Origin of the sequence: Micromonospora sp. NPDC023956 (assembly GCF_040639195.1) — a bacterium.
Taxonomy (GTDB): Bacteria; Actinomycetota; Actinomycetes; order Mycobacteriales; family Micromonosporaceae; genus Micromonospora.
Genome location: NZ_JBEZZN010000006.1, coordinates 222,059 through 245,743, shown reverse-complemented (window position 1 = coordinate 245,743; position 23,685 = coordinate 222,059). Strand labels below are relative to the sequence as shown.

At 73.2% G+C, this 23,685-nt stretch carries 21 protein-coding genes and 1 riboswitch; of the genes, 3 read left to right on the top strand and 18 right to left on the bottom strand.

Features of this window, described 5'->3' with window-relative positions; all coding sequences use genetic code 11:
• Nucleotides 1-34 precede the first annotated feature (34 nt).
• Both AB0F58_RS15005 and AB0F58_RS15000 read left to right on the top strand, forming a co-directional pair.
• The gene (locus AB0F58_RS15005) at nucleotides 35-3,403 is read left to right on the top strand and encodes a CARDB domain-containing protein (protein ID WP_357142655.1); all 3,369 of its coding nucleotides are present in this window, start codon (nucleotides 35-37) and stop codon (nucleotides 3,401-3,403) included.
• Between the two features lie 143 nt (nucleotides 3,404-3,546).
• On the top strand, nucleotides 3,547-5,661 hold the full coding sequence (locus AB0F58_RS15000; RefSeq protein WP_357142654.1) for a discoidin domain-containing protein: 2,115 nt from the start codon (nucleotides 3,547-3,549) through the stop codon (nucleotides 5,659-5,661).
• A gap of 91 nt (nucleotides 5,662-5,752) precedes the next feature.
• Here the strand turns inward: AB0F58_RS15000 and AB0F58_RS14995 are convergent, their stop codons facing one another.
• The 11 genes from AB0F58_RS14995 to AB0F58_RS14945 form a co-directional block, all read right to left on the bottom strand.
• Nucleotides 5,753-6,670, bottom strand: a complete 918-nt coding sequence (locus tag AB0F58_RS14995; RefSeq protein ID WP_357142653.1) for a pentapeptide repeat-containing protein — start codon at nucleotides 6,668-6,670, stop codon at nucleotides 5,753-5,755.
• 114 nt (nucleotides 6,671-6,784) lie between these two features.
• Nucleotides 6,785-7,447, bottom strand: coding sequence for a DUF5701 family protein (locus AB0F58_RS14990; RefSeq protein WP_357142652.1), 663 nt, complete (start codon nucleotides 7,445-7,447; stop codon nucleotides 6,785-6,787).
• 59 nt (nucleotides 7,448-7,506) lie between these two features.
• Complete coding sequence (locus AB0F58_RS14985; protein ID WP_357142651.1) at nucleotides 7,507-8,430, bottom strand: virginiamycin B lyase; 924 nt, start codon at nucleotides 8,428-8,430, stop codon at nucleotides 7,507-7,509.
• A gap of 129 nt (nucleotides 8,431-8,559) precedes the next feature.
• The gene (locus AB0F58_RS14980; protein WP_357142650.1) at nucleotides 8,560-8,934 is read right to left on the bottom strand and encodes a hypothetical protein; all 375 of its coding nucleotides are present in this window, start codon (nucleotides 8,932-8,934) and stop codon (nucleotides 8,560-8,562) included.
• Nucleotides 8,931-9,641, bottom strand: coding sequence for a (2Fe-2S) ferredoxin domain-containing protein (locus AB0F58_RS14975; protein ID WP_357142649.1), 711 nt, complete (start codon nucleotides 9,639-9,641; stop codon nucleotides 8,931-8,933). Before AB0F58_RS14975 ends, AB0F58_RS14980 begins: the two co-directional genes overlap by 4 nt.
• Nucleotides 9,638-10,405 carry an ABC transporter ATP-binding protein gene (locus tag AB0F58_RS14970; RefSeq protein WP_357142648.1) on the bottom strand — a complete coding sequence of 256 codons (768 nt, stop codon included), beginning with the start codon at nucleotides 10,403-10,405 and terminating at the stop codon, nucleotides 9,638-9,640. Before AB0F58_RS14970 ends, AB0F58_RS14975 begins: the two co-directional genes overlap by 4 nt.
• A complete protein-coding gene (locus AB0F58_RS14965; protein WP_357142647.1) occupies nucleotides 10,405-11,397 on the bottom strand; it encodes an iron chelate uptake ABC transporter family permease subunit in 993 nt (330 codons plus the stop codon). The genes AB0F58_RS14970 and AB0F58_RS14965 overlap by 1 nt, the downstream gene beginning before the upstream one ends.
• Nucleotides 11,398-11,456: 59 nt before the next feature.
• Nucleotides 11,457-12,473, bottom strand: a complete 1,017-nt coding sequence (locus AB0F58_RS14960) for an ABC transporter substrate-binding protein (protein ID WP_357142646.1) — start codon at nucleotides 12,471-12,473, stop codon at nucleotides 11,457-11,459.
• A gap of 28 nt (nucleotides 12,474-12,501) precedes the next feature.
• Nucleotides 12,502-12,682, bottom strand: a riboswitch (cobalamin riboswitch).
• Between the two features lie 155 nt (nucleotides 12,683-12,837).
• Nucleotides 12,838-13,602: a sugar phosphate isomerase/epimerase family protein gene (locus AB0F58_RS14955; RefSeq protein ID WP_357142738.1), complete on the bottom strand. Its 765-nt coding sequence runs from the start codon at nucleotides 13,600-13,602 to the stop codon at nucleotides 12,838-12,840.
• Between the two features lie 74 nt (nucleotides 13,603-13,676).
• Nucleotides 13,677-14,828: a dihydrodipicolinate synthase family protein gene (locus AB0F58_RS14950; RefSeq protein WP_357142645.1), complete on the bottom strand. Its 1,152-nt coding sequence runs from the start codon at nucleotides 14,826-14,828 to the stop codon at nucleotides 13,677-13,679.
• Nucleotides 14,825-15,976 (bottom strand): Gfo/Idh/MocA family oxidoreductase, encoded by a 1,152-nt coding sequence (locus AB0F58_RS14945; RefSeq protein ID WP_357142644.1) that lies wholly within the window; start codon nucleotides 15,974-15,976, stop codon nucleotides 14,825-14,827. Before AB0F58_RS14945 ends, AB0F58_RS14950 begins: the two co-directional genes overlap by 4 nt.
• Before the next feature lie 193 nt (nucleotides 15,977-16,169).
• Here AB0F58_RS14945 and AB0F58_RS14940 point away from each other — a divergent pair, with 193 nt between their 5' ends.
• The gene (locus AB0F58_RS14940; protein WP_357142643.1) at nucleotides 16,170-17,186 is read left to right on the top strand and encodes a LacI family DNA-binding transcriptional regulator; all 1,017 of its coding nucleotides are present in this window, start codon (nucleotides 16,170-16,172) and stop codon (nucleotides 17,184-17,186) included.
• A gap of 121 nt (nucleotides 17,187-17,307) precedes the next feature.
• On the opposite strand, the gene AB0F58_RS14935 is transcribed toward AB0F58_RS14940, so the two are convergent.
• The 7 genes from AB0F58_RS14935 to AB0F58_RS14905 all read right to left on the bottom strand — a co-directional run bounded on the left by AB0F58_RS14935 (nucleotide 17,308) and on the right by AB0F58_RS14905 (nucleotide 23,681).
• Entirely contained in the window at nucleotides 17,308-17,910 is a 603-nt protein-coding gene (locus AB0F58_RS14935; RefSeq protein WP_357142642.1) for a bifunctional 4-hydroxy-2-oxoglutarate aldolase/2-dehydro-3-deoxy-phosphogluconate aldolase, read from the bottom strand.
• A 2-nt stretch (nucleotides 17,911-17,912) separates the two neighbouring features.
• Nucleotides 17,913-18,908: a sugar kinase gene (locus AB0F58_RS14930; protein WP_357142641.1), complete on the bottom strand. Its 996-nt coding sequence runs from the start codon at nucleotides 18,906-18,908 to the stop codon at nucleotides 17,913-17,915.
• On the bottom strand, nucleotides 18,905-19,840 hold the full coding sequence (locus AB0F58_RS14925; RefSeq protein WP_357142640.1) for a PmoA family protein: 936 nt from the start codon (nucleotides 19,838-19,840) through the stop codon (nucleotides 18,905-18,907). The genes AB0F58_RS14930 and AB0F58_RS14925 overlap by 4 nt, the downstream gene beginning before the upstream one ends.
• Nucleotides 19,837-20,448, bottom strand: a complete 612-nt coding sequence (locus tag AB0F58_RS14920) for a hypothetical protein (RefSeq protein ID WP_357142639.1) — start codon at nucleotides 20,446-20,448, stop codon at nucleotides 19,837-19,839. The genes AB0F58_RS14925 and AB0F58_RS14920 overlap by 4 nt, the downstream gene beginning before the upstream one ends.
• 4 nt (nucleotides 20,449-20,452) lie before the next feature.
• Entirely contained in the window at nucleotides 20,453-21,214 is a 762-nt protein-coding gene (locus AB0F58_RS14915; RefSeq protein WP_357142737.1) for a carbohydrate ABC transporter permease, read from the bottom strand.
• Between the two features lie 113 nt (nucleotides 21,215-21,327).
• Nucleotides 21,328-22,311 (bottom strand): sugar ABC transporter permease, encoded by a 984-nt coding sequence (locus AB0F58_RS14910; RefSeq protein WP_357142638.1) that lies wholly within the window; start codon nucleotides 22,309-22,311, stop codon nucleotides 21,328-21,330.
• A 29-nt stretch (nucleotides 22,312-22,340) separates the two neighbouring features.
• Entirely contained in the window at nucleotides 22,341-23,681 is a 1,341-nt protein-coding gene (locus AB0F58_RS14905) for an extracellular solute-binding protein (RefSeq protein ID WP_357142637.1), read from the bottom strand.
• Nucleotides 23,682-23,685: the final 4 nt, after the last annotated feature.

Sequence of the window (23,685 nt, the reverse complement as noted above, 5' to 3'; positions counted from 1 at the left end):
ACGCTCCCTGTCGTACCCCCTCAGGAAGGGCGTCATGAAACGGAAGAAGCACAGCCGACGGCTGGTCGGCGGGCTCCTCGCCGCCGGTCTGGTCGGCCTGATGGCGATCTCGCCCACCCCGGCGCTGGCCGCCGGCGGTCCCAACCTCTCCGCCGGCAAGGCGACCTCGGCGAGCGGCGCCAACGGTCCCTACGGCGCGTCCAACGTCACCGACGGCAACCCGCACACGTACTGGGAGAGCCCGTCCCACGCGTTCCCGCAGTGGGTGCAGGTCGACCTCGGCGGCGCCGTCGCCGTCGACCAGGTGAAGCTGAAGCTGCCACCGGTGGCCGACTGGGGCACCCGAACACAGACCCTCGCCGTGCAGGGCAGCACCAACGGCAGCACCTTCAGCACGCTCTCCGGGTCGGCCGGGCGGGTGTTCGACCCGGCCTCGGGCAACACCGTCACCATCGACTTCACCGCGGCGACCGTCCGGTACGTACGGCTGCACGTCACCGCCAACACGGGCTGGCCCGCCGCCCAGATCTCCGAGTTGGAGGTCTACGGCGTGGACGGCGGGGGCGGCGGTCCCGTCGATCCGCCGGTGGGCACGAACCTGGCCGGCGGCAAGCCGATCGAGGCGTCCTCGTCGACCTTCACCTTCGTCCCGACCAACGCCAACGACACCAGCCCCACCTCGTACTGGGAGTCCGCCGGGTTCCCGGCCACCCTGACGGTGAAGCTGGGTGCCGACGCCGACGTCACGGCGGTCGTGGTCAAACTCAACCCGGACCCGGTCTGGGGACCCCGGACCCAGAACGTCCAGGTGCTCGGCCGGGCCACGGCGGGCAGCGGCTTCACCTCGCTCAAGGCCGCAGCCGACTACGCCTTCAGCCCGTCGGGCAACCAGAACTCGGTGACCATCCCGGTCACCGGCCGGGTGGCCGACGTGCAGCTGAGGTTCCTCGGCAACACCGGCGCACCCGGTGGGCAGGTCGCCGACTTCCAGGTGCTGGGCGGGTGGGCGCCGAATCCGGACCTGGTGGTCACCTCGACGACCTGGAGCCCGACCTCGGTGACCGAGGCCACCCCGATCACCCTGTCGGCCACCGTCCGGAACGCGGGAACCGCCGTCGCCGGCGCGACCCGGGTGGACTTCCGGCTCGGCGGCACGGTGGTGGGCAGCGCCTCGGTCGGCGCGCTCGCCGCCGGTGCCTCGACCACCGTCTCGGCGAACGTCGGGACGCAGCCGATGGGCAGTCACCGCGTCTCGTCGGTGGTCGACCCGGCCAACACGGTCCCCGAGCAGAACAACGACAACAACACCTTCACCGCGGCGTCGTCCCTGGTGATCACCCAGGCACCCGGCCCCGACCTCCAGGTCGTCGACATCGCCACCAACCCGTCGAACCCGGCGGTCGGCGCGGCGGTCACCTTCACCGTGTCGGTGCGCAACCGTGGGATCACCGGGACCACCGCCGCCACGGTCACCCGGCTCGTGGTGGGCGGCACCACGCTGAACACCACCACCCCCACGGTCGGCGCGGGAGCGACGGTCAACGTGGCGATGAGCGGCCAGTGGACCGCCGCCGCCGGCGGGGCCACCGTCACCGCCACCGCCGACGCCACCAACGTCGTCGCCGAGACCAACGAGTCCAACAACGCGTTCTCCCGGTCGATCGTGGTCGGACGCGGTGCGGCGACGCCGTGGGTCGAGTACGAGGCCGAGGCCGCCCGCTACCAGGGAACCCTGGTCGAGGCCGACCCGCTGCGCACCTTCGGGCACACCAACTTCGGCACCGAGTCCTCGGGGCGCAGGTCGGTACGGCTGAACAGCACCGGTCAGTTCGTCGAATTCACCTCGACCAACGCGGCCAACTCGATCGTGGTGCGCAACTCCATCCCCGACGCGCCGAACGGCGGCGGCATCGACGCCACCATCAGCCTCTACGCCAACGACACCTTCGTGCAGAAGCTGACCCTCTCCTCGCGGCACAGCTGGCTCTACGGCACCACCGACGACACCGAGTCGTTGTCGAACACCCCGCAGGCCGACGCCCGCCGGCTGTTCGACGAGTCGCACGCGCTGCTGGCGCGCTCCTACCCGGCGGGGACCCGGTTCAAGCTCCAGCGGGACGCGACCGACACGGCGTCGTTCTACGTCATCGACCTGATCAACCTGGAGCAGGTGGCGCCGGCGGCCAGCAAGCCGGCCGAGTGCACCTCGATCACGAACTACGGCGCGGTGCCGAACGACGGCGTCGACGACTCGGCCGCCATCCAGCGGGCCGTCACCGACGACCAGAACGGGGTCATCAGCTGCGTCTGGATCCCGGCCGGGCAGTGGCGGCAGGAGCAGAAGATCCTCTCCCCCGACCCGACCCGTGGGCAGTACAACCAGCAGGGGATCCGGAACGTCACCATCCGCGGCGCGGGAATGTGGCACGCGCAGCTCTACACCCAGACCGAGCCGCAGAACGTGGTGGGCAACATCAACCACCCGCACGAGGGCAACGTCGGCTTCGACATCGACGACAACACCCAGATCTCCGACATCGCCATCTTCGGCAGGACGACCAACCGCGCCCACCGGGGACACGGTCTGAACGGGCGGTTCGGCACGAACACGAAGGTCAGCAACGTCTGGATCGAGCACGTCAACGTCGGGGCCTGGGTCGGCCGGGACTACTCGGACACCCCGGCGTACTGGAACCCCGGCGACGGGCTCGAGTTCACCGGCATGCGGATCCGCAACACCTACGCCGACGGCATCAACTTCTCCAACGGCACCCGCAACTCGCGGGTGTTCAACTCGACGTTCCGCACCACCGGCGACGACGCCCTGGCGGTCTGGGCCAACCCCCGCGTCAAGGACGCCACGGCCGACGTCGCCCGGAACAACCGCTTCGTCAACAACACCATCCAGCTCCCCTGGCGGGCCAACGGCATCGCGATCTACGGCGGCTCCGGCAACACGATCGAGAACAACCTGATCCACGACACGATGAACTACCCCGGCATCATGCTGGCGACCGACCACAGTCCACTGCCCTTCTCGGGCACGACACTGATCGCCAACAACGGGCTGTACCGGTGCGGCGGGGTGTTCTGGAACGAGGACCAGGAGTTCGGGGCGATCACGTTGTTCGCCGCCGGCAGTGACATCACCGGTGTCACGATCCGGGACACCGAGATCCACGACTCCACCTACGACGGCATCCAGTTCAAGACCGGCGGTGGCAACATGCCGAACGTCGCCATCACCAATGTGAAGATCGACAAGTCGAACAACGGCGCCGGCATCCTGGCGATGAGCGGTGCCCGGGGCAGCGCGACGCTGACCAACGTCACCATCACCAACTCGGCCGACGGTGACATCGTCCGGCAGCCGGGTTCGTCCTTCACCATCACCGGCGGCTGACCCCGCCACCCCGACGGGGACGTCACCGATCCGCGAGCGGCGGTGACGTCCCCCGTCGGGGCCGTCCGGGAGCGCCCTGGTCGCTCCACCCCCCGCACACCGCGACCGTCAGCTCTCGTCATCCCCCACGAGGAGGGGTTGCCATGGCACTGTCCCGCCGCAAGCTCATCGGAACCGTGGCGGCCGGCACCGCGCTCGCCGCCGTCTCCCCCCGCGACCTGGTGCCGGGCGGCACCCCGTCGGCCGCCGCCGCCAGCCCGCCCGGCGACGTGGTCGGCAAGATCACCGTCGGCTACCAGGGCTGGTTCAGTTGCCCGGGTGACGGCGCGCCGATCGGCGGCTGGTGGCACTGGAGCCGGGACCGCTTCCAGCCGCCGTCACCGAGCAACACGACCATCGTCTCCTGGCCCGACATGCGGGAGTACACCAACGGCTACCCCACCGCCTACCCCGCGCTCGGCAACGGCCAGCCGGCCCGGCTCTTCTCCTCCTACGACCAGCAGACCGTCGACACCCACTTCCGGTGGATGCGCGACCACGGCTGCGACACCGCCGCGTTGCAGCGGTTCAACCCGTTCGGCGACGAGGGGCCCACCCGCGACGCGATGGCGGTCAAGGTCCGCGACGCGGCCGAACGGCACGGGCGGAAGTTCTACGTCATGTACGACGTCACCGGCTGGACGGCGATGCAGTCGCAGATCAAGGAGGACTGGACGAACCGGATGTCCGCGCACACCGCCTCCCCGGCGTACGCCCGGCAGAACGGCAAGCCGGTCGTCTGCATCTGGGGATTCGGGTTCAACGACGACGGCCGTCCGTTCGCCCCGGCCGCCTGCCTCGACGTCGTGCAGTGGTTCAGGGCGCGAGGCTGCTACGTGATCGGTGGGGTGCCGACGTACTGGCGACAGGGCATCAACGACTCGCGGCCGGGCTTCTCCGAGGTCTACCACGCGTTCCACATGATCTCCCCGTGGATGGTCGGCCGCACCGGCACCCTGGACGGGCTGGACTGGTTCCACACCAACGTCAACACCCCCGACCTGGCCGACTGCGCCGCGCACGGCATCGACTACCAGCCCTGCGTGATGCCGGGCGACCTGTCGGCGGGGCACCGCCGGCACGGCGACTTCTACTGGCGGCACCTCTACAACATGATCCGGCTCGGCGCGCAGGGCCTCTACGTCTCGATGTTCGACGAGTACAACGAGGGCAACCAGATCGCCAAGACCACCGAGACGCAGGCGACCACGCCGGCCGGTGTCGGCATCCGTTCGCTCGACGAGGACGGCACCCTCTGCTCCGCCGACTACTACCTGCGGATCACCGCCGACGGCGGGCGGATGCTCAAGGGCCAGCTCGCCCTCACCCCGGTCCGGCCGACCCCACCCGTGGTCGGCGGCGGGCCACCGCCCGGCGGGAACCTGGCCGCCGGGCGACCGGCCAGCGCCAGCAGCCAGAACGGCCCGTTCGCCGCCGGCAACGCGGTCGACGGTGACCGGGGCAGCTACTGGGAGGGCACCAACGGCGTCTTCCCCCAGTGGTGGCAGGTCGACCTCGGCGCCGCCCACCCGGTGACCCGGGTCGTCCTCGCCCTGCCGGCCGGCTGGGAGGCGCGTACCCAGACCCTGTCGGTCCAGGGCAGCACGGACGGCACCACGTTCGGCACGCTCGCCGGGGCAGCCGGGGTGCGGTTCGACCCGGCGACCGGCAACACGGCGACCGTCACCGTGCCCACGACCTCCGTCCGGCACCTGCGGGTGACGGTCACCGGCAACACGGCCTGGCCGGCGGCGCAGCTCGCCCAGGTCGAGGTGTACGCGACCACCGCTCCCCCGCCCACGACCGACCTCGCCCGGGGCAGGACGACCGCGTCGAGCAGCCACACCCAGGGGCACGTCGGCGGCCACGTGGTCGACGGGGACGCCCACAGCTACTGGGAGAGCGCCGGTGGCGCGTTCCCGCAGTGGGTGCAGGTCGACCTCGGCAGCGTCACGTCGATCGGGCGGCTGGTGCTCGGCCTGCCCCCCTCGGCCGCCTGGGCGACGCGGACCCAGACCCTGTCCGTGCAGGGCAGCACCGACGGCACCACCTGGCGCACCCTCGTCGCGCCGGCCGGTCGGGTCTTCGACCCCGCCGCCGGCAACCAGGTGGGTGTCACCGTCGCCACGACCTCGACGCGGTACGTCCGGATCCAGGTCACCGGGAACACCGGCTGGTCCGCCGCCCAGCTCTCCCGACTGGAGGTCTACGCCACCTGACCGGTCGCCGGGCCCGCCGCCGACGTTCCTCCACCCCCGGCGGCGGGTTCGGCGGTCGTACCACGACGGGCCCCGACCGGCCCGTCCTCGGTCAGCCGCGCCGGCCCCGTCGCCGCGACGGGTCGCCGCGACGGTCGTCGTCGGGTCGCCGGGCGATGGTGACCGGGGTCGGTGTCCAGTGCGCCGGACGGCCGAGCGAGGCCGGCACCGCCGTCCGGACGTCCCCCCGGGCGGCGTCGAGCTGGGCCCGGGTGAGGAAGATGCTGCCGGCCAGGTCGGCCCCGCGCAGGTCCGCGCCGCGCAGGTCCGCGCCGGTCAGATCGGCCAGGCGCAGGTTCACGCCGCGCAGGTCCGCGCCGATCAGGTACGCCCCCCGCAGGTTGGCCGCCCGCAGGTCGACCCGGCGCAGGTCCGCCCCGACCAGGTCCGCGCCCCGGTGGTCGCGGCCCGGCCGGCCGCCCCGGGAGCGCACCCGCGTGCTGACCCGGGACAGCACCGGATTGACCTCGCCGCGCAGGGCGTCCACCGCCACCGCGCGCAGCTCGTCCGGGCCGAGTCGGGTGCGCGCGGTGAGCCGCCCGCCCACCTGTCGCAGCTCGCCGTCGAGCGGATCGCCGGGGCGCAGCGCGACCGCTTCGGTGACGTACCAGAGCAGCTCGTGCAGGGCCCGCAGCACCGGGAAGACGGCCCGCACCGGGCCGGCCAGCTCGGGATGGGTACGCCAGTCCCGGCCGCCGAAGGTGACCTGGGCGAGGTGCTGCCCCGCGCCGAAGCAGTCGAAGACCGTGCAGCCGGGGAAGCCCCGGTCCCGCAGCCGGTCGTGGATGCCGCAGCGGAAGTCGTCGGCCAGGTTCGGGCAGGGCGTACCGGCGGGCTTGTCCACGGCGAAGTCGGCGGACGCGGCGAACGCCGGCACGTAGCAGCAGAGGCCGAAACACCGCGCGCAGTCCGCCCGCAGGTCCGCCGCACGCGGCAGGGCGGTGGGCGTGGGGCTGCGGTCGGTGGGCACGGCAGGCAAGCCTAGTCGGCCGGGTGCGCGCGTTCGTGCCCAGCCGGGGTGGATCACCGCCACCCCGGTGCGGACGACGCCCCGGCCGGCACCGGTGGCGGCCCCGGGCGGGTGTCAGGCGGTGGCCCGGCGCGCGCCGGCGGAGGCCATGCCCAGCCAGGTGTGCGGGTTGCCCGCCCAGCACCAGCCGAGCTTGGGGGATCGCTGGCTGATCCAGATCGCCGGTACCCGGCGGTCGCCGGCACGGGAGCCGCCGAGCGAGAAGCACCTGTTCTTCACCAGCACCTGCGGGAAGTGGGTGACCAGGGCGATCCCCTCCTCGATGGTGAGCAGGGTCCGGCCCCGCCCGGCGATGGTGGCCATCGCGTCGTCGGGTACGACGCCACAGAACTCCTCGCCGCGCTCGACGTCGAGCAGGAGGTAGGCGTCCCGGTCGGGCAGGACCGTGGTGGCGGTGGCGACGAACCGTTCCAGGGCCCCCGGCTCGAAGGACCCGTCGACGAACCCCGGCTTACGTCCGCCGTGCAGCGTGGTGCGGGGCATCATCCGGTCGATCGGCGCGAGCTGACGGGTGAGCACGAGCAGGAACGGCACCCGACCGGCCACCGGGTCCGGCGGGGTGTCGCCGTGCCCGACGGCGACGTCCCGCAGCGGGGCGAGCGAGTCCGCGAACCGCTCCGGGTCGAGACCGGCCAGGGCCGGATAGTCGAGGTCGAGGAGGGTCCGGACCTGCCGGTCGAACTCGGTGGCCACGTCGTAGGAGGGCTGGGCGGTCATGGGGTCCTCTCGGGACGGGGCGGCCGGGGCCGGGGCTGCGGACCGTCGGGACGGGCCGGTCAGGTGTGGCCGGGGACGACCCGGGCCAGCGCGCCGCTCTCCAGCGCCACCCACAACGCCCCGTCCGGGCCGCAGGTGATGCCGTGCGGTTCGGAGCCCGGCGTGGGTAGGTCGTGGACGACGACGGTGCCGTCGCCGGTGACGGTGCCGACCCGGTTGGCGCCCCACTCGGTGAACCAGGGCGCACCGGTACGGTCGGTGGTGACGGCGTGCGGGCGGGCGGTCCGGTCGGGCAGCGGGAACTCCTCGACCTCGCCGCCGGGCCGGATCCGGCCGAGCTGGCCGGCGCCGATCTCGACGAACCAGAGGGCGCCGTCCGGGGCGGCGGTGATCCCGACCGGCGCGGCGGCGGCGGTCGGCACCGGATGCAGGGTGACCGCGCCGTCCAGGCCGACGCGTCCGACGGCGTTGGCCTGGTTGAGCGTGAACCACATGCCGCCGTCGCCACCGGCGACGATCGCGGAGGGGAAGGCGCCGGTGGTCGGGAGCGGGAACTCGGTGACCCGGCCGTCGGTGGTGATCCGGCCGATCCGGTCGGTGGCGGTCGCGGTGAACCAGAGCGCGCCGTCGGGCCCGGCGGCGATGCCGTACGGTCCGCAGCCCGGGGTGGCGAGCGGGAACTCGGTCACCACGCCGTCGGTGGTGATCCGCCCGATCCGGTCGGCCCGGTACTCGGTGAACCACAGGGCACCGTCCGGCCCCGAGGTGATCATCGTCGGACCGCGGTCCGGTTCGAGCCGATGGACGGTCGGCATCGCCCCGGGCACGAGGCGGCCGATCCCACTCTGGTGGACCAGGGTGAACCAGAGCGCGCCGTCCGGGCCGGTGACGAGCGCGTACGGCCCGGCGCCCGGCTCGGCCACCGGAAACTCCTCGATGGTCACACTGCTCAGCGGCTTCTCCAGTCCGTAGGCGTACCGCACGTCGCGGTGCTCGGGGTCGGTCGCCCGCTGCGGAGTGTGCGGGCGGGGTACGAACGCCGGTCGGCGCAACGATATGTCAGCGGCGGATCCGGCTCGACCTCATTCCGCCGGCCGGGACCGGGGACGGGGTCAGCGGCGGCGGCCCGGTTCGGGCAGGCCGGGGGTGACCACCGACAGTTCGAGCGCGGCGGACAGGGGTGCCACGCCCGGTCCGCCGGCCCGGATCCACCGGGTGATGTCGTCGACCACGGTGTCGTCCAGGACCAGGCCGAACCAGACCGGCCGGGCACCGGCGCGGCGGGCCGCCTTCGCGGGGTGGACGACGACCAGGTTGGACTGCGCGCACAGGTCGAGGCAGGCGCTGATCCGCAGCCGGTGCGGTGCGGGCAGGCCGGCGCGCAGGCGGCGTAGTTGCCCGTCGTGGTCGACCGACGGGTGCTTGCGGGCGCTGCCGCAGCAGCAGTCCCGGCAGACGGTGACCAGGCAGCCGGACGGGTCGGTCATGGTCGGCTCCTCGGGCGCTGGCCGTCGACGGGCTCTCCCCGCCGCAGGTGTTCGTCGGCGATCCGCCCGGCGAGTTCCGGATCCACGTGCTCGTACCAGACGTCGTCGGGGTAGACCACGACGAGCGGACCGAGGTTACAGGGGAAGAGGCACCCGGTGGGGGTGACCAGGGCGTCGTCGTCGCCCAGACCGTGCCGGGCGAGCCCCTGGGTGAGCCGGTCGACGACCTGGTTGGCCCCGTAGGCGGTGCAGCGGGGCCCCCGGCAGACCAGGACGTGATGGCGGTGCGGGGTCAGCCGGGACCAGGCGGGGCTGCGGAACGGGCCGGGACTGCCGACGAGCGGGTGGCGTGGCCCGGAGACCGCGTCGGTGATCGCGGTGACCAGGGCGGGTTGGCCGGCCAGGGGCTCGGTGACCGAGACCCGGGGCGGTCCCGGGTGGCCGGTCGCCCAGTGCGCGTGGGCGCGACGGATCCAGGTGTCCAGGTAGCGGTCCGGTGGCAGGTGCGTCGGGACCAGCAGGACCTCGGTGGCCCCGGCGGCGACGGCGTCGTCCAGCGCCTCGTGCAGCGACGGCGCGGCACCGTCGAGGAAGCACGCCGACACCGGGACGTCCAGCGCCGCGGCCACCTCGACGGCCAGCCGGCGTACGGTGTCCTGCCCGCCGACGTGGACGACCGCGCGGGCCACCAGCAGCACGTGGGTCATGACGCGGGCGGGTGGTAGGTGATGGTGGGCCGCCCGGTGACCGGATGCGCCACCACGTCGGCGTGGACGCCGTACACGTCGGCGAGCAGGCCCGGGGTGAGGACCTCGGCGGGTGCGCCGGTGGCGACGACCCGGCCGTCGGCCAGTACGACCACGGTGTCGCAGAACATGGCGGCGAGGTTGAGGTCGTGCAGCGCGGCGAGGGTGGTGATGCCGGCGCGCCGGACCAGGTGGAGCAGGTGCAGCTGGTGGCCGATGTCGAGGTGGTTGGTGGGTTCGTCGAGCAGCAGCAGTCGTGGTTGCTGGGCGAGGGCGCGGGCCAGTTGCACGCGCTGCCGTTCGCCGCCGGAGAGGGTGTGCCAGCGACGGTCCTCGTACCCGTCGAGGTCGACCCGGGCCAGCGCCTCGGTCGCCGCCGCCCGGTCGTCGGCGGTCTCCGACCACCAGGAGCGACGGTGCGGGATGCGGCCGAGCAGCACCACCTGGCCGACGGTGAGGTCGAGGTCGGTGTCGGCGTGCTGGGCGAGCAGGGCGGCCCGGCGGGCCAGCGTGGACCGGGAGAGGGCGGTGACGTCGTCGCCGTCGACGGTGACCCGCCCGCGTTCGGCATGGGTGAGCCGGGCGACGATCCGCAGCAGGGTGGTCTTGCCGCAGCCGTTGGGCCCGAGCAGCCCGACGAGGCTGCCCGTCGGCACCGCGCAGGTGACGTCGTCGAGGATCCGCCGGGCCGCGACGGACCAGGACACGCCGGTGACGTCGAGCATCAGTCGCGGACCCTCCGCCGGTGCAGGAGCACCACGAAGGCGGGCACGCCGAGCAGCGCGGTCAGCACGCCGACCGGCAGTTCCCGGGGCGCGAACAGGGTTCGCGCGGCGGTGTCCACCCAGACCAGGAAGATCGCGCCGGCCAGGACGACGGCGGGCAGCAGCCGCCGGTGGTCCGCCCCGGTGAGGAAGCGGACGGCGTGCGGCAGGATCAGCCCGACGAAGCCGATCGCCCCGCTGATCGCGACCAGCACGGCGGTGAGCAGGGCGGTCGCCACCAGCAGCAGCCAGCGGACCCGGCCGACCGGCACGCCGAGGGTGGCGGCGGCCTCCTCACCGAAGGCGAAGGCGTTGAGCAGCCGGGCGTACGCCGCCACCAGGGTGAGCACGGCGACCAGGACCGGGGTGGCCCAGGCCAGCGCAGACCAGTCGACCCGGGCCAGCGAGCCGGAGAGCCAGAAGGTGATGCTCTGGGTGGCGTGCGGATCGGCGACCCAGATGATGACGAACGAGGTCGCGGCGGCACAGAGTTGGGCGACCGCCACTCCGGCGAGCACCACCCGGGTCGGCTCCAGGGCACCGCGCGAACCGGCCACCGCGATCACCGCCACGAACGCGGCGAGCGCGCCGACCAGCGCACCGCCGGTCAGTGAGGCCATCCCGCCGCCCAGCCCGACGACGAGGACCGCGACCGCGCCGAGCGACGCCCCGGACGAGACCCCGAGCAGGTACGGGTCGGCAAGCGGGTTGCGGGTGACGGTCTGCATCACCGCGCCGACCGCCGCCAGTCCGGCCCCGACCGCCGCCGCGCCGAGCACCCGGGGCAGCCGCAGCCGCCAGACGATGTGCTCGCGCAGCAGGGGCACGTCGGAGTGGACCAGGCCCAGCCGGTCGCCGACCACCGTCCAGACGGTACGGACCGAGATGTCGGCCGGACCGATGGTGACCGCCACGCTGATCGAGGCCACCAGCGCCACCAGCAGCCCACCCATCAGCAGGGCCGCCCCGGCCGGGGGGCGGGACCGTACCCCGGCCGCAGCGGTGACGGTGGTCAGCGTCCGGTCCCCTCGGGGAGCCCGGCGACGCCCTCGGCGAGCGCCTCGACACCGAGCACGACCCGGACCCCGGCGGAGGTGGAGGAGAAGGGGATGACCACGAACCGCTTCCCCGCCACCGCCCCGAGGTGCCGCAGGGTGGCGTGCCCGGTCAGGAAGGTCCGCTTCGCGGCGGCGGTGTCCCAGCTCGCGTCGACCAGCACGATGACGTCGGGGTCGCGGTCGGCGACGGTCTCCCAGCCGCTGTCGGCCCACGACCCGGTCAGGTCGGCGAAGGCGTTGGTGACCCCGACCGCCGACATGATCATGCCCGGCCCGCCGCAGCAGGCCCCCACGCTCGGGGCGTCGGTGCCCGCGTCCCACCAGAGCACGGAGAGCTTCGCGGCGCCGTCGACCCGGCCGGCCGCGGCGGCGAGCCGGGTCCGCTGGTCGGTGATGAGCTTCTCGGCCCGCTCGGGTACGCCGAAGATGGCCGCGATCTCGCGGAGCTCGGTGAACACGTGGTCGGTGGTGAGCTTCGCCGGCCGGTGCGGCGCCGGGCAGCCGGCCGGGGAGAGGTACGAGCCGACGCCGAGTTTCGCCAGCTCGGCCCGGTCGCCGGCCCCCTCGTCGCCGAACGCGCTCTGGAAGGAGCCGTAGACGAAGTCCGGTTCCGCCTCCAGCAGCTTCTCCCGCGCCGGGTACTCCTTGGCCAGCACCGGCACCGAGGCGTACGCGGCGGCGTACTCGGGCAGGATCGCGTCGTCCAGGTACGCCGTGCCGGCCATCCGGTCGGCCAGGCCGAGGGCCAGCATGATCTCGGTGGCCGGCTGGTTCAGGGTCACCGCCCGTTCCGGCGGAGCCGCCACGGTGACCGGCGTACCACAGTTGGTCACGGTGACCGGGCCGGCGGACGCCGGAGTGGACCGCTGGGGATCGTCGTCGGTGGCGCACCCGCCGAGCAGGACGACCAGGGCGGTCAGGGGCGCGGCAACGCGCCGGGACAGGGTGGACCAGACAGCGCGCTCGCGCATCGGAATCGCCTTCCAGCACCTCGTGGACGGTTCGTCACAGTGCCGTGGCCGGTCTCCTGGCTGACGGGTGGTGCGTCGTTGACCGGCCTTCCCAGGCGTACGCCCAGTGGCCTCTTCGCAGACGAAGGTCGCGGACTTCCCGATAACAGTGGCGAGGGCCGCGCCGGTATCTCACCGGCTTCCCGAGCACCACGGCAGCGTCACCCTAGCCGCTGGTCCGTGGGAGTGTCACGGTGACGAACACCACGCGCATGATCGACGTATCCGCCGCACCGCCGACCGGGACGTCCGTCCCCTTCGGCCGGCAGGCCGGGCCCACCGGTCGACGCGTCGACGTACGCCGACCGGTGGGCCCGGGGGTCACTCAGAGCACGTGCCGCAGGTAGCCCTCCACCGAGGCGGCCAGCACCTCCCGGCCGGGGCGCTCCCAGACCTCGCCGTGGAAGACCTCCACCTCGATCGGGCCGGTGTACCCGGCGGCGTCCACCGCCCGGCGGAGCCCACGCAGGTCGATGCAGCCCTCGCCGGGCAGCCCCCGGCCGAGCAGCACCCCCGCCGGCAACGGGGTGATCCAGTCGCAGACCTGGAAGGCCGCGATCCGGTCGCCGGCCCGGGCGATCTGGTGGTGGACGGTGTCGTCCCACCAGACGTGGTAGGCGTCGACGACCACCCCGACCGCTCCCGGCTCGAACCGCTCGGCAATGTCGAGGGCCTGACCGAGGGTGGAGATCACGCACCGGTCCGCACAGAACATCGGGTGCAGCGGTTCGATGGCCAGGGTCACCCCGGCGGCGGTGGCGTGCGGTGCCAGCTCGGCGATGGCGTCGGCGACCCGCGACCGGGCCCCGTCGAGGTCCCGGCTGCCGGCGGGCAGACCACCGGAGACCAGCACCAGGACCGGGCAGTCCAGGGTGGCCGCCTCCTCGATGGCCCGCAGGTTCTCCGTCCGCCAGTCGTCGGCGGTGAAGAAGCCGCCCCGGCAGAGCGAGGTGACGGTGAGCCCGGCGGCGCGGACCAGCCGGGCGGCGCGGTCCAGGCCGTACGCCCCGACCGGCTCCCGCCACAGTCCGATGCCCGGCACGCCCGCGTCGGCGCAGGCCGCCACGGCCTCCTCCAGCGGCCAGTTCATCGAGGTGGCCTGGTTGAAGGAGAAGCGGGCCAGCCCGGCGGGCCGGTCGACCCCCGGCACGGCCTGCGGGGCGGTCACTGGGTCACCCCGGCGACGGTGAAGTAGGCCCGTGCCCGCGCGGCGGCCAGCTCGGCGTCGGGCAGCAGCCCGGCGGAGTCGGCGAGGACGAGCAGCCGGGCCAGGTGGGCCGGGGACCGGCCGGCCTGCTGACCGGCGACCATGGTGAAGTGCTCCTGGTGGCCGGTGAGCCAGGCCAGGAAGACGATCCCGGTCTTGTAGTGCCAGGTCGGCGCGGCGAAGAGGTGCCGGGCCAGCGGCACGGTCGGCGCCATGATCCGGTCGTACGCCGCCAGGTCGCCGGCGTCGAGGGCGGCCAGCGCCGCCCCGGCCGCCGGGGCGATGGCGGCGAAGATGCCGAGCAGCGCGTCGGAGTGGCCCTGCTCGTCGCCGCGGATCAGCTCCGGGTAGTGGAAGTCGTCCCCGGTGTAGAGGCGCACCCCGGCCGGCAGCCGGCGGCGCAGGGCGATCTCCCGGTCGGCGTCGAGCAGGGAGATCTTGATCCCGTCGACCCGGTCGGCGTGGTCCTTGACGAGCTGGACCACCGTGTCGGCGGCCAGGTCCAGGTCGGTCGAGCCCCAGTAGCCGCTCAGCGCCGGGTCGAACATGTCGCCGAGCCAGTGCAGGACGACAGGTTCGTCGCTGGCGGCGAGGAGTTCGGCGTAGACGGAGAGGTAGTCCTCCGGGCCGGAGGCGACCGCCGCGAGGTGGCGGCTGCACATCAGCACCGGGCGGGCGCCGCTGGTCAGCACCTCCTCCAGCTGGGTGCGGTAGGCGGCGGCGAGGTCGGCGACCGGGTACTCGCCGGGGGCGAGGTGGTCGGTGTTGACCCCGGCGACGATGCGCCCGCCGACGCTGCGGGCCTCGGCGGCGCTGCGGCGGATCAGCTCCCGGGTGGCGGTGTGGTCGAGTCCCATGCCCCGCTGGGCGGTGTCCATCGCCTCGGCGACGCCGAAGCCGTGGGCCCAGAGATGGTGGCGGAAGGCGAGGGTGGTGTCCCAGTCCAGGGTGGCCGGGGCGCCGGGGACGTTCTCCGCGCGCGGGTCGGCCACCACGTGCGCGGCGGCGTACGCGATCCGCGCGGTCGGCGGGCCGGCCGGTCGGTCGAAGCCGGCGCCGCCGGTCAGCCGGTGGGTCGCCCCGCCGGGCAGGCGGACCTCCGCGCTCACCGGTCCAGCTCCGGTACCTCGACGCGGCAGCCCTCCCGGGCGGAGAGCAGACCGAGTTCGGCGAGCTGCACGCCCCGGGCCCCGGCGAGGAAGTCCCAGGCGAACGGCTCCCCGGCGACCACGTGCCGCAGGAACGCCTCCCACTGCACCTTGAAGCCGTTGTCGAACTCCTCGTTGTCCGGCACCTCGGTCCACTGGGACCGGAAGTTCTCGGTGACCGGCAGGTCCGGGTTCCACACCGGCTTCGGGGTGGTGGCCCGGTGCTGGACCCGGCAGCCGCGCAGGCCGGCGACGGCGCTGCCCTCGGTGCCGTCGACCTGGAACTCGACGAGTTCGTCCCGGTTCACCCGGACGCACCAGGAGGAGTTGAGCTGGGCGACAATCCCGCCGGCCAGCTCGAAGATGCCGTAGGCGGCGTCGTCGGCGGTGGCCGGGTAGGTGGCGCCGGCCTCGTCGACGCGGTGCGGGATATGCGTGGCGGTGACGGCGGTGACCGCCCGGACCTGGCCGAAGAGTTCCTCCAGCACGTACTGCCAGTGCGGGAACATGTCGACGACGATGCCGCCGCCGTCCTCGAGGCGGTAGTTCCAGGAGGGACGCTGGGCCGGCTGCCAGTCGCCCTCGAAGACCCAGTAGCCGAACTCGCCCCGCACGGAGAGGATCCGCCCGAAGAAGCCGCCGTCGATGAGGCGCTTGAGCTTGCGCAGGCCCGGGAGGAAGAGCTTGTCCTGCACGACGCCGGTGCGCAGACCGGCCGCGGTGGCGGCGCGGGCCAGGTCGAGCGCGGCGGCGCTCGTCTCGGCCAGTGGCTTCTCCGTGTAGACGTGCTTGCCGGCCTCGATGGCCTGGCGGATGGCCTTCTCCCGCTGCTGGGTGACCTGGGAGTCGAAGTAGATCCGCACGTCGTCGCGGGCCAGGGCGGCGCTCAGGTCCGTGGTCCAGTCCGCCAGGCCGTGCCGCTCCGCGATGTCCCGCAGCCGGGTCTCGCTGCGGCCGACGAGCACGGGCTCCGGCCAGATGGTGGTGCCGTCGTCCAGCGGGACGCCGCCCTGCTCACGGATGGCGAGCAGGGACCGGACGAGATGCTGCCGGTACCCCATCCGGCCGGTGACGCCGTTCAGGATGATGCCGATCGGCCTGCGGGTCATGATCTTCCTTCCACCTCAGGCAAGCGCTTTCCCAAGCAGCGTATGGGCCCCCGACCCACCGGGCAAGGCCTTTCCCCCGCCCGTTCGCCCGGCGTGCCGGACCTCACGGCGGCTGGGACCGTCCTGCCTGCTGCGGTAGCCTGAGGCCGCGCCGACGGCGCGACCACATCAGCAGAGCAACTCGGGGGTGGCCATGGCGACGCTGGCCGACGTCGCCCGGCGGGCCGGGGTCTCCCCCGCGACCGCGTCGCGGGTTATCAACGGCAGCAGCAAGACCGTCACCGAGGAGCTGCGCGACCGGGTGCTGCGGGCGGTGGCCGACCTGCGCTACGTCCCGAACGCCCACGCTCAGCTGCTGGCCCGTCCCCAGCGCAGCGTGGTCGGCGTCATCGTGCACGACGTCTCCGACCCGTACTTCGCCGAGATCACCCGGGGCCTGCAACGGGTGGCGACCGACAGCGGCAAGCTGCTGATCATCTGCAACAGCTACCGCGACCCGGAACGGGAACTGGAGTACGTCGACCTGCTGCGCGGCCAGCAGGTCGCGGCGATGATCCTGGCCGGCTCCGGCTACCACGACGACAGCTTCACCACCCGGCTCAACGAACAGCTCGCCGCGTACGAGTCGACCGGGGGCCGGGTCGCGGTGATCGGGCGGCACGAGCACGCCGGCGACGCGGTGATGCCGGCCAACGAGAACGGCGCCTACCTGCTGACCCGCGAGCTGCTCGCCCTCGGTCACCGGCGGATCGGGGTGGTGGCCGGTCCCCGGCTGCTCACCACCACCACCGACCGGCTGGCCGGGCTGCGCCGCGCCCTCGCCGAGCGGGAGCTGACCCTGCCCGAGGAGCACGTCCGCTACGCCGAGTTCGACCGGGACAGCGGGGCGGACGCGACGGCCAGCCTTCTCGACGGGGTGCCCGGCATGACGGCGGTGATGGCGCTCAACGACTCCATGGCCGTCGGCGCGCTGTCCCTGCTGCGGGCCCGGAACGTGGCCGTGCCCGACCGGATCTCGGTCACCGGCTTCGACGACATGCCGATCGCCCGCGACGTCACGCCGACCCTGACCACCGTCCGCCTGCCTCTGGTCGAGATGGGCGCGCGGGCGATGACCCTGGCGCTGGAGCCGGGGATCGCCGGCGACCGGATCGAGGTGCTCGACGCCGGGGTGGTCCTGCGGGACAGCACCGGCCCCGCCCCCGCCTGACCGACCGCCACGCCCGGTCGGCTCCGGACGGAGCGGGTCCTGCCGGACAGGCACCGGCCCGGCTCCGGACGGGGCGGGCCGGGCCACACCGCCGCCGTCCGGTCCGCTGACGCGGGCCGGCTCAGCCCCGGGCCAGCTCGGCGAGCCGGTCGATCTGCGCCGGATCCGCCAACGCGGAGCCGACCGCCACCACCCGCACCCCGGCGGCGAGGAAGTCACCGGCGTTGCCGGCGTCGATCCCACCGGTGGCCACGAAGCGCAGTTCGGGCAGGGGGCCGGCGACCGCCCGGAACCACTGCGGACCGAGGCTGGTGGCGGGGAACGCCTTGAGCCACCGCAGCCCGTGGTCCCGGGCACGCTGCGCCTCGGTGGGCGTGGCCACCCCCGGCAGGTGCGGCAGGCCGCAGTCGGCGGCGGCGTCGACCACCGCCGGGTCGAAGCCCGGCGCGACGGTGAACGCCGCCCCGGCGTCGGCGGCCCGGCGTACCTGCTCGACGGTGTAGACGGTGCCCGCACCCACCCGGCGGTCCCGCTCCGCGCCGGCCCGCACCGCGGCCCGCAGGGCGGGCAGCGCGTCCGGGGTGCGCACCGGTACCTCCACCACCTCGATGCCCAGGTCCCAGGCCCGGCCGGCGAGCCGGACGGTCTCCTCCGCCGGCAGGTCGCGAAGGATCACCATCACCCGGGCGCGGCCGAAGACCGGGGCGAAGTCGTGCGGAGACATGGTCAGGTCCCTTCGGGGCGGGGTTCGGGCAGGCGCACCGTCGGCCAGCGGTCGGCCGGCACGCTCGCCAGGTCGTCGAGGTGTGCCCGCCCGGTCAGCGGGGCGTGGTCGCCGGGCACCCGCAGGGCGTGCGCGGCGACCAGGTGGCCCCAGCGCAGGGCGGCCACCGGGTCGAGATCGCGCAGCAGCGCGGAGAGACAGCCGGCGGCGAAGGCGTCACCCGCGCCGACCGGCTCGACCACCGGGACACGCAGCGCCGGTACGAAACTCACCCGGCCGTCGCGGGCCAGCGCGGTCGCGCCCACCGCCCCGTCCTTGACCACCACCACGGACGGTCCGGGCAGCAGCCGGCGCACCGCCGCCGGGTCGGGGGTGCCCCACAGCGTCTGCGCCTCGTCCAGTCCCACGAAGACCACGTCGGCGTGGTCGGCGAGGTCCCGCAGGACCGGCGCGGCCCGCTCGACGGGCCACAGTGCGGGCCGGTAGTTGACGTCGAAGCTGACCGTGACGCCGGGCAGCGGTCGACTGACCAGCGCCGCCTCGACCAGCGCCCGGCACGATTCGGAGAGCACCGGGGTGATGCCGCTGAGGTGCAGCAGCCGGGCGCCGGCGGCACCGGGGTGGTCGAGCAGCGTCGGATCGAGCCGGGACGCCGCCGAGCCGGCCCGGTAGTAGTGGACGCGGGTCCCCTCCGGGGTCGGGTCCTTCACGTAGACGCCGGTCGGCGCGTCCGGGTCGACGGTGACCCCGGTGACGTCGACCCCGGCGTCGGCGACGTGCCGCAGCACCATCCGGCCGAACGGGTCGTCCCCGACCCGGCTGGCCCAGGCCACCCGGTGCCCGAGCGCGGCGAGGTACCTGGCGACGTTGGACTCCGCGCCGCCGACGTGCACCGTCATCCGCTCGGCCGCCTCCAGCGGGACCGACCCGTCGGGACTGAACACCACCATGGTCTCCCCGATGGTGACCACCTCGGGACCCGGCGGGCCGCCGGTCACGGCCGGTCCAGCCGGGCGGCCAGCGCGGTCGCGGCGTCCCGGTCGAGGTGCCCGTCGAGCACCGCGACCCGGTGCCGGCCCGACCGGGACGTGCCGGCCGGGATCACCCGGGGGGTGTCGAAGGCGAACGCCGCGCACACCCCCGGGTACATGCTGCTGCGCACGAACCACCGGTCGCCGTCGGCCAGGCCGGCGAAGAGCAGGGTGTACGCCGCCCCCTCCGCCGTGGTGCCGGCCAGCGCGACCCAGGGCTCGGCACTGCCGTTGACCCGTTCCTCCCCCTCCGCACCTACGGTGCGGACCCGCGGTGGGGTGGCGGCGGCGGCCCGCCAGAAGAACCCGCCGTACCCGGCCCCACCGGGGCGACCGTTGGTGGCCGGGCTGCCGAGGGCGACGTCGGTGTCGTCCGGGGCGGTGAGCGTGTAGTCGAGGTCGAGCACCCAGCCGTCGTCGCCGAGGGCCCGCGCGGCCAGCCGGCGTCGCTCGGTGAGCAGGATCCCGCCGTCGCGGTCGCACCAGTGCAGCCGGTGCTCCAGCCGGTCGGGGTCGCGCCGGTCCCAGTCGACGTGGCGGATCCGGCCGTGGTCGTCGCGCCAGGTGTAGCCGGTGCCCCGGACGTAGGTGCGCCCGCCCCACAGGTTGGTGCCGTTGACGTCCTGCACGGTCAGGGAGGCGCCGAGGTGCCAGACGTGGTCGGCCGGGAGCGCGTCGGTGACCGTCGTGCCGGCCAGGGTCCGCACCGGGTGCAGGTAGGGACGGGGGCCGTGGGTGGGGTCCAGGGCCGGGTCGAGGACGTAGCGGGCCACCTCCCGCTCCCCCACCCGCAGGCGGGGATCGTCCGGGTGCCCCGGATCGACGCCGGGCTGGGCGGTCCGGGTCGGCTGCCGCGCACCGGACGGGTGGCCGCTGACCGGCGTGGTCGGTTCGGTCACGGGTGCTCCCATCGGGTCGCCGGAAGACGACGGTTCACGGCGTGCAGGGCGGCCACGGCGTACCCGGCGAGGACCGGCACCGCGACCGGGTGGACCAGGGCGGTGAGCAGCGCGACGATCGCGGCCACCGCCCCGGTGCCGGCCCACAGCGCCGGCCGGTCGAGGCAGGACCGGGCGGCGGTCCGGGCCGCCGCCCGCCAGTCCCGGCCGCCGGCACGGCCGACCTCGACCACGGCCACCGCGGCGTACCCGAGGGCTGCCGCCACCACCACGGCGGTGACCAGCACCATCGGCGTGCCGCCGGGCACCGCGCCCCGGGCCAGGGCGGCGAGGTCCACCGCCACCAGCGCGGCGACGGCCAGGACCAGCAGGGTCACCGGTACGCCGGGCAGGAGCGCCCGGCCGTACCGGCGCAGGTTGTCGCGCGCCGACGGCCACGTCCCGGTGGTCAGCCAGTCGTGCACCGCCGCACTGGCGGTGGCCACGGCCGCCCCGGCGGTCAGCACCGGCAGCGCGGCCAGGACCAGGGTGAAACCGAGTACGGCCAGGTCGCTGGCGTCGCGGGCGGTGTCCCGCCAGTCCCGCCGGACGGGCGCGTCGACGCTCATCACCTCACCCCTTCAGGCCGCTGGTGTTGATGCCCTCGACCAGCATCCGCTGGAAGGCGACGAAGAACAGGAACACCGGCAGCAGGGAGAGCACCGACATGGCGAACATCGGTCCGACCGCGCTCTGGCTGGTCGAGTCGATGAACAGGGTCAGCGCCACCGGGACGGTGTAGTCCTCGAGGTCGGAGAGGAACACCAACTGCCGGAAGAAGTCGTTCCAGGTCCAGATGAACGAGAAGATCGCCGTGGTGACCAGCGCCGGGCGGCTCAGCGGCAGGATGACGTGCCGGAAGATGCCGAACGGACTGGCTCCGTCGATCTTGGCAGCCTCGTCCAGTTCCCGGGGGATCCCCCGCATGAACTGCACCATGAGGAAGACGAAGAACGCCTCGGTGGCCAGGAACTGCGGGACCAGCAGGGGCAGGTACGGCCAGTCGCCGCCGACCATGCCCATGCTCCGGAAGAGGATGTACTGCGGAACGATCAGCACGTGGCCGGGGAGCAGCAGCGTCCCGATCATCACGGCGAACCAGACGCCCCGCAGCTTGAACCGCAACCGCGCGAAGGCGTACGCGGCCAGCAGGCAGGAGACCGCGTTGCCGACCACCGACAGCAGGCTGACCATGGCGCTGTTCAGGAAGAACCGGCCGAAGCTGATGTCGAAGTTGGTCCATCCGTCCCGGTAGTTGCCCGGGGTGAAGACCTCCGGCAGCAGACCGATGTTGTTGACGATCTCCTGCTGGGACTTCACCGACGTGCCGAGCATCCAGAACAGCGGGTAGAGCACCACTCCCAGGATCGCGACCAGCACGAGCAGGCGTACCGTCTGCCGGCCGACGCCACCGCGCCGCCGGGCGGCCGCCGGGGATGCGATCGCCGTCACCGGTCCTCCCCGTCCGAATAGTGCACCCAGAACCGCCCGGTGCTGAAGAAGATCGCGGTGATGATGGCGATGGCGATGAGGAAGACCCAGGCCATCGCCGAGGCGTAGCCCATGTTCAGGTCGGTGAAGCCGGCGATGTACAGGTTGAGCGTGTACATCAGGGTCGAGTCGACCGGACCGCCGGTGCCGTTGCTGAGCACGAACGCGGCGGTGAAGCCCTGGAAGCCGTTGATCGTCTCCAGCACCAGGTTGAAGAAGATCACCGGGGAGAGCATCGGCAGGGTGACGGCGCGGAACTGCCGCCACTTGTTGGCCCCGTCGACCGAGGCGGCCTCGTACAGTTCGGTCGGGACCTGCTTGAGCCCGGCCAGGAAGATCACCATGGGCGCGCCGAACTGCCAGATCGCCAGGACCATCAGGGTCTCCAGCGCCCAGTCCGGGTCGTTCACCCAGGGCTTGCCCTCGATGCCGAAGAAAGCGAGCAGCGAGTTGAACGCACCGTCCCGGTTGAACATGTTCACCCAGACGATGGCGAGCGCGACGCTGCCGCCGAGCAGGGACGGCAGGTAGAACAGTCCCCGGAACAGCCCGACCCCGCGCCAGGCGTGGTTGAGCAGCAGGGCCACCCCGAGCGCGGCGGCCAGCTTGAGCGGCACCGCGATCAGGGCGAACTTCAGCGTCACCTGGACGGCGTGCCAGTAGGACGGGTCGCTGGTGAACATCCGCTCGTAGTTGGCGAATCCCACCCACCCGACCTCCGACCAGGGGGTCAGGATGTCGTAGTTGGTGAAGCTGAGGTAGAGCGACAGGAGCATGGGGATCGCCGTGACGGCCATCAGGCCGATGAGCCAGGGCGACAGGAAGACGTAACCCGCCAGACCTTCGCTGTTCCGGAGTCCGCCGGCCCCGCGCCGGTTGGCGCGGGGCCGGACGGATCCGGTGCCGCGGCGGGTCGGGTCGGGCGCGGTGGTCAGGGCCACGGGCCGACTCCTCTCCGAGCCTTGGCGGGTCAGGCGATGGCGGACTTGCAGGCGTCGACGAACTGCTTCGCCGCCTCGGCCGGGGTGGCCCGTCCGTACTGCGCGTTCTCGGCGGCCTTGGTCAGCTCGGAGCGGACCTTGCTGTGGCCCTTGATCGGCACCTGGGGTGCCGCCCCGAACTTCTGCGCCAGCTCCGACTCGACCTGGATGGACTGCTTCATGGCCGGGTCGGAGACCGCGTCGCTGACCTGCTTGCGCAGGTCCAGGTTGGAGGGCAGTCCCCGGTCGGTGCCGAGGATCTTGACCGCCTCCGGGTCGTTGGCGAGGAAGTTCAGCACGTCGACCGCGACGTCCCGGTGCTTGCTGCCCCGGAAGACCGACCAGTACATCGAGGCGCGGGCCCACTGGGCGCTCGGGTCACCCGGGTAGGCGATCACGCCGAGTTCGTCCTTGGTGTTCTTCTTCAGCTCGGGCATCTGGTTGACCCAGACCCAGGAGGTCGCCGACTTGCCGGTCACCACGAGCTGCTTGGTGATGTCGGTGGCGTTGCCCTCGTGGATGACGTCCGCGGTCGGGGTGGCCTTGCGGTCCCGGGCGCCCTTCCACAGCTCGAACCACTTGGTCACGTCCTCGACGGTGAAGCCGAGGTCGGAGCCGTTGTACAGGTCCTTGCCCTGCTGGCGCAGCCACACCCAGAACGCCTTGTAGTCGGCGCTCGGGTCCTGGGTGCCGAGCTTGGTCTTCTTCGCCACCTGCTCGGCCCAGGCGATGTGCTCCTCCCAGCTCATCCCCGTGGTCGGCTCGGGCAGACCGTTCTTCTGCAGGAGGGTCTTGTTGTAGACCAGGCCCTGGGTGTTCTCCCCGGCGGCCATGCCGGCCAGCTTGCCGTTGACCACGCCGTACTGCCAGAGGCTCTCCGGGAACTTCGACACGTCGAGGTCCCCGTCGTCCTTGTACTTCGTCAGGTCGAGCGTGGTGTTGCGGGAGGCGTACTCGGACAGGTAGTTGTCGTCGATCTGGAAGATGTCCGGCGGGTTGCCGCCGGCGGTGAGGGTGGCCAGCTTGTCGAAGTAGCCCTGGTTGGCCTGCCAGGTCTTCTCGAAGGTGACGTTCGGGTGCTTCTTGGTGTAGAGGGCCAGCGCCTCCTCGGTCAGCTTCGCGCGGGCCTCACCGCCCCACCAGAAGATGGAGAGCTTCACCGGGGCGTTCGGGTCGGAGCTGGCCGCGTCGTCGTCCCCGCAGGCCGCGGCGCCGAGCACCAGCGGTACGGCGACGACCGCCGCGAGCAGGCCGCGGAGCAACCGACGGCGGGGAGTACGGTGAGAAGGCCCGGTGGGCGGGCCGGCGGTGGGGGTGGTTGCGGGGTGCATGTGC

Excerpts from the sequence above, each read along its gene's own strand:
- AB0F58_RS14935 (WP_357142642.1), bottom strand. The coding sequence starts at position 17,910 with ATGTCTCCGCACGACTTCGCCCCGGTCTTCGGCCGCGCCCGGGTGATG.
- AB0F58_RS14990 (WP_357142652.1), bottom strand. The coding sequence starts at position 7,447 with ATGACCGCCCAGCCCTCCTACGACGTGGCCACCGAGTTCGACCGGCAG.
- AB0F58_RS14945 (WP_357142644.1), bottom strand. The coding sequence starts at position 15,976 with ATGACCCGCAGGCCGATCGGCATCATCCTGAACGGCGTCACCGGCCGG.
- AB0F58_RS14905 (WP_357142637.1), bottom strand. The coding sequence starts at position 23,681 with ATGCACCCCGCAACCACCCCCACCGCCGGCCCGCCCACCGGGCCTTCT.
- AB0F58_RS14915 (WP_357142737.1), bottom strand. The coding sequence starts at position 21,214 with ATGCTCGGCACGTCGGTGAAGTCCCAGCAGGAGATCGTCAACAACATC.
- AB0F58_RS14970 (WP_357142648.1), bottom strand. The coding sequence starts at position 10,405 with ATGCTCGACGTCACCGGCGTGTCCTGGTCCGTCGCGGCCCGGCGGATC.
- AB0F58_RS14975 (WP_357142649.1), bottom strand. The coding sequence starts at position 9,641 with ATGACCCACGTGCTGCTGGTGGCCCGCGCGGTCGTCCACGTCGGCGGG.
- AB0F58_RS14940 (WP_357142643.1), top strand. The coding sequence starts at position 16,170 with ATGGCGACGCTGGCCGACGTCGCCCGGCGGGCCGGGGTCTCCCCCGCG.
- AB0F58_RS15000 (WP_357142654.1), top strand. The coding sequence starts at position 3,547 with ATGGCACTGTCCCGCCGCAAGCTCATCGGAACCGTGGCGGCCGGCACC.
- AB0F58_RS14955 (WP_357142738.1), bottom strand. The coding sequence starts at position 13,602 with ATGAACTGGCCGCTGGAGGAGGCCGTGGCGGCCTGCGCCGACGCGGGC.
- AB0F58_RS15005 (WP_357142655.1), top strand. The coding sequence starts at position 35 with ATGAAACGGAAGAAGCACAGCCGACGGCTGGTCGGCGGGCTCCTCGCC.
- AB0F58_RS14965 (WP_357142647.1), bottom strand. The coding sequence starts at position 11,397 with ATGGGTGGGCTGCTGGTGGCGCTGGTGGCCTCGATCAGCGTGGCGGTC.
- AB0F58_RS14920 (WP_357142639.1), bottom strand. The coding sequence starts at position 20,448 with ATGAGCGTCGACGCGCCCGTCCGGCGGGACTGGCGGGACACCGCCCGC.
- AB0F58_RS14960 (WP_357142646.1), bottom strand. The coding sequence starts at position 12,473 with ATGCGCGAGCGCGCTGTCTGGTCCACCCTGTCCCGGCGCGTTGCCGCG.
- AB0F58_RS14980 (WP_357142650.1), bottom strand. The coding sequence starts at position 8,934 with ATGACCGACCCGTCCGGCTGCCTGGTCACCGTCTGCCGGGACTGCTGC.